This is a genomic window from Ignavibacteria bacterium, from assembly GCA_016873845.1.
Taxonomy (GTDB): Bacteria; Bacteroidota; Ignavibacteria; order Ch128b; family Ch128b; genus JAHJVF01.
Window position 1 is genome coordinate 1 of record VGVX01000112.1, and the last position, 4716, is coordinate 4716.

At 37.7% G+C, this 4716-nt stretch carries 5 protein-coding genes; all 5 read right to left on the reverse strand.

What is annotated here, in order from left to right:
- Positions 1-371, reverse strand: a 371-nt coding sequence (locus FJ213_12760) for a hypothetical protein (GenBank protein MBM4177020.1), incomplete at its 3' end; no start/stop codon positions are given.
- A 34-nt stretch (positions 372-405) separates the two neighbouring features.
- Positions 406-900, reverse strand: coding sequence for a 5-(carboxyamino)imidazole ribonucleotide mutase (gene purE, locus FJ213_12765; GenBank protein ID MBM4177021.1), 495 nt, complete (start codon positions 898-900; stop codon positions 406-408).
- Between the two features lie 6 nt (positions 901-906).
- The gene (locus tag FJ213_12770) at positions 907-2040 is read right to left on the reverse strand and encodes a 5-(carboxyamino)imidazole ribonucleotide synthase (protein MBM4177022.1); all 1134 of its coding nucleotides are present in this window, start codon (positions 2038-2040) and stop codon (positions 907-909) included.
- Positions 2037-2948 (reverse strand): amino acid aminotransferase, encoded by a 912-nt coding sequence (locus FJ213_12775; GenBank protein ID MBM4177023.1) that lies wholly within the window; start codon positions 2946-2948, stop codon positions 2037-2039. Before FJ213_12775 ends, FJ213_12770 begins: the two co-directional genes overlap by 4 nt.
- A 74-nt stretch (positions 2949-3022) precedes the next feature.
- Positions 3023-3787: a T9SS type A sorting domain-containing protein gene (locus FJ213_12780; GenBank protein MBM4177024.1), complete on the reverse strand. Its 765-nt coding sequence runs from the start codon at positions 3785-3787 to the stop codon at positions 3023-3025.
- Positions 3788-4716 lie beyond the last annotated feature (929 nt).

Genomic DNA, 4716 nt, shown 5'->3' on the forward strand with positions numbered 1-4716 from the left:
GGTCCGTGAATTGCTTCCATTCCTTGCGACTTTGCCCACGACTCAACTGTTGAAAATAATAGCTGCGATACTTCCGGCTCATCGACGAAATCAATCCAACCGAACCTTGCATATTTGTTTTTCCACTTTTCGATATAATTTTTATTAATGATTCCGGCTATTCTTCCGACGACTTTATTCCTATTGTAAACAAGCCAATACCTTGCGTGACAATGTTCGAAAGCAGGATTTTCTTCGGGACGTAAAGTATGCAGTTCATCTGAAATAAGAGGCGGGATCCAAAATTTATTTTTTTTATACAGCTCGAAAGGAAATTTGATAAATTGTTTTAGTTCCTTCTTTGAAGAAACTTCGACTATGTCAAGTTCCATTTTACCTCGCAGTGAATATTAAATGAGTCAAAAATTAGAACATAAGTTTTCGATTCTTCATCATAGAGTCTTTGGCAATCGTCTTTTTGAAGTTTATAATTTTCTTCAAAAGAGTTTTATCAAACGTAGCTAAAATTTTTACTGCAAGCAAACCTGCATTCTTGGCGTTCCCTATTGCTACAGTTGCGACTGGCACGCCTGCAGGCATTTGTGCGATAGATAGAAGTGAATCAAGTCCGTCAAGTGATTTTGTTTTGATAGGAACTCCGATTACCGGAAGAGGAGTGTAAGATGCGGTCATTCCAGGCAGATGTGCAGCTCCGCCGGCACCAGCAATAATCACTTTCATTCCGCGTTTGTGTGCCGTGGTTGCATATCTCGACATAAAATTCGGAGTGCGGTGAGCAGAAACAATTTTCATTTCATAGCTCACACCAAATTCGTCAAGCATTTCGGCAGCATCTTTCATCGTCGAAAGATCCGAATCGCTTCCCATTATTATTCCGACTTTTGGATTTTTTGTTTTCATATTAGGTTAAATTAATATTCTTTTTTCAATCTTTTTTGCTGTGTCAATAAGATAATTCAGCTCATTTCCGATTAGTGTTATATGTCCCATTTTTCTTCCGATGCGAGATTTTAATTTGCCATAAATGTGCAAATGAGCATTCTCATTGCTAAGCGGCGTTTTGTAGTTTTCAACAATTCCATCTCCAATTTTTTTACCGAGAAGGTTTATCATTACAGCATAAGGTTTGACCATCTCGGTTGACCCAAGAGGCAAATCGAGAATTGAACGAATGTGATTTTCAAATTGAGATGTAACACATCCTTCAATCGTGTAATGACCGGAGTTATGCGGACGGGGAGCAATTTCGTTGATTAAGATCTTATCCTCTTTTGTCAAAAACATTTCAATTCCAAAAATTCCAAATCCGCCGACAGCTTTTACTGATTCAATCGCAATTTCTTTTGCTCGCAGTTTGAATTTCGGATTTATCTGTGCTGGTGCAATAACCATGTGGCAGATGTGGTTTTTCTGAATTGTCTGTACGACAGGATAAGCTCGAATTTCATTCGTTGTTCGCACGACCATTACAGCGAGCTCCATTCTGAAATCGATAAATTTTTCCGTAAGCAATTTTGAATGACGAGAGGATAATCTTCTATATTCTTGTTCGAAATCTTTTTTGGTTTTGATGAATGCATTGCCGTATCCATCGTAACCATGTTTCCGTGATTTGAGAACAAATGGCACTCCAAATTTTTTTGATATTTGCTCGAATTGACTCGGTGCTGAAACCGATAAGTAATCGGCAATGGGAAGGTTTTTCAATGAAAGAGATTCTTTCTGCAGGAACTTATCCTGTATCAAAGAAATTGTTCTCGAACTTGGGATGACCTTCTTTTTTATTTTTTCTAGAAAAGCTAAGTGCTGGTAATCGATGAATTCGTTTTCCAATGTTATCACATCACACTGCTTTGCGAAAGACCTTAAGATTGCGGCATCATTAACCCAGCCGAGAATTTCTTTGTGAGTGATTTGTCCCGCAGGGGAATTTTTTTCTTTTTCAAGAATTGCTACATCGAATCCGAGCCGATACGCTGCATACGCAGACATTCGTGCAAGCTGGCCACCGCCAAGAATTCCGATGCATTTACGCTTCATGATTTATCAATCCAGATTTTCGAATTTACATATTCTTGAAATGCGGACATGATACTTTTTGCCGAATCTCCAACATTTCTATCCCCAATTTTAACATCGTCGATACAAATCACCGGAAGAATTTCCTTATCTGTGGATGTAATGAATACTTCATCTGCCTGCAGTAATTCTGTAAATGAGACATTTCTTTCTTCAATGGAAAAATCATTTTTACAGATTGAAAGAATTAAATTTCTCGTAATACCCGATAATAAATTTTCTTTGGGAGTTACTAATCGATTATCTTTTATAAAAAAAATATTACTCGATGTGCATTCGAGCACAAGGTCATTTGCAATATATAAAACTTCACAAAATCCTTTCGGAGTGAACTCGTTAAGATACTTGATAGCATGAGTGTAGTTGATAGTCTTTGCAGTTGGAATGTCGCGAACATCTTGAACTGATCTAATTTTAATGCCAGTTGAATAAAGGGAGTTATCAATTTCATTCCGCGGATCGCAAGTAATAATTAAAGTTGGTTCTCCAAGCGATTTGCTGTTGATCCCAATTCCTCCGGTAACAACTATCCGAATACTTGATTCAGGAAAATTATTCTTCTTAACTAGTTCTTTGACAATATTGTTAATTTTATTTTTAGAGCGATTTATTTCCAATCCAATGAGTTTGGCAGAGTTGTAAAGTCTTTCAATATGATCAGACAAGTGAAATGGTATGCCAAAATAAGTTTTAAGGTAATCGAACACAGCAAATCCACGCAGAAGCCCAATATCGTTTACATGGATGAATGCATTCTTTTTTTCAACAAAATTATTGTTAATGAAATATATCGGTCTGTTCACAGAATCAAAATAGGAATCTTGTATTTGTTGTTCAAGTGGGTCAAAAGCCCAGCGTGTCAATTTAATCGAAGAGACTAACCGTAGTGCGTGACTAAGTTAAAGATGCCATCCCGACAAGTCGGGATGGCATCTTTTAGCATCTACTGTAGAAAGACAAATTTCTTCGTTGAAGAAAACGAACCTGCTGTAAGCTGATACAAATAAACTCCTGAACTCAATCCATATTTACTTGCATCGAACTCTATTTCAAATTCGCCGGCTTGCTTTGGCTCGTTTACGAGTGTAGCGATTTCTCTGCCGAGTAAATCATAAACTTTCAGTGTTACATAACTATTAACTGATAACCGATAACTAATAACTGTACTCGGATTAAACGGATTCGGATAATTCTGTTCTAGAATGAATCCCTCCGGTGAAGCAGTAACATTGTCGACATCGGTTGCTGTTTTTAATTCGATCATCCAAAGATAACCGTCACCAGCCCAAACAGAAAAAGATGTCCTATAATTTGCAACTATGTATTCATTCTTTCCGTCGCCATCCATATCATTTGCCGGAGAACCATAAAATAATCTTGGACTGATTGTCGGAGATGCCGTAGGTGAAAAACCACTATGTTGAAAGATATCGAATGCAATATTTACATCCCAGTTTTCTGCGAGAGCTGGATTGCCGCTCCCTTTATATTCGACATCGAAAATTTGACCATTAGTTTCTCCAGCAATCATTAAACTCATTTTCCCATCTTTATCTGTGTCGAATATTTGCATCGTCCGTAATTTACCGCCTGCGTTTTTAGGAAGTCGAGTTAACACTTTAAAATCGCTTGCTGTCAGATTCGCAACATCCGTAACATTTGTAACTATAAAAATAGTGTTGTCCGGTTCTGTACCTGCGATGTACATTTCATTAAAGCCATCACCGTTAACATCGGCAACTCTTACTCCATCAAGTGCCCCATAATCAACGCCAGTTGATCTAAATACTGTATCAATACTTTTAACAAGCTGATAAGAGTTCGGACCTGTAGCTTCAATAATACGGATGGTAAAGTAATTCCAGATAAGAGCATAAATCTCTTTTTTCCCATCATTATCTAAATCACCGGTGGTAACACTATATAAACTGCCGCCGGTCAGCCCCTGTAGATTATATTCAATAATAAATGATGCGAAACCGTCGAATTGTCCTACAACTGATGCAACAATAACTTCCCGTCCTCTTCCTCCTTGTCTTATGCCAACAATAAGTTCGTTCTGACTGTCATTGTCGATATCTTCGATAGTAAGACTATAAGGACGTAAATCTGTGCTTGCCGCGACGTCAAAGTTCCATTCATAATTTGGACCAAATGTATCTCCTGTGTAAAGACCATATTTGTTTTGTCCGGGAACATTGTTCCATTGAAAGACCCAAAGTCGGGGAGGATTTGGATTAACAGCTACTTGCGAAGGAAGGGTTGTTATAATTTCAACAACGCCATTGTTATCGAGATCTCCTACGACAAAGTTGGCGAAGGTATTTGCCGCAACGGGATATTTCCAGTACCATACCAATTCATAAGTATTATTATTGGTTGCTTCGTACATCAAAATGTAGTTGCTGTCTAGATCCGTATAGCTGCAAATAAATTCTCCCTTGCCATCTTGATCCGTATCAAACCCGGCTTTTACTGTTGCCATTTCAGATGCGGTTTGTGGTGGTTGAAAAGGTTTTTGATTAAGGCTCCAAACCAACTCGTAGTTGCTTTGGGAAAAAAGATTACCAGAAATGAAAAGAAGAACACAAACTGTTAGAATATTTTTCATCGATAACTCCTATTAATTTATTTTTT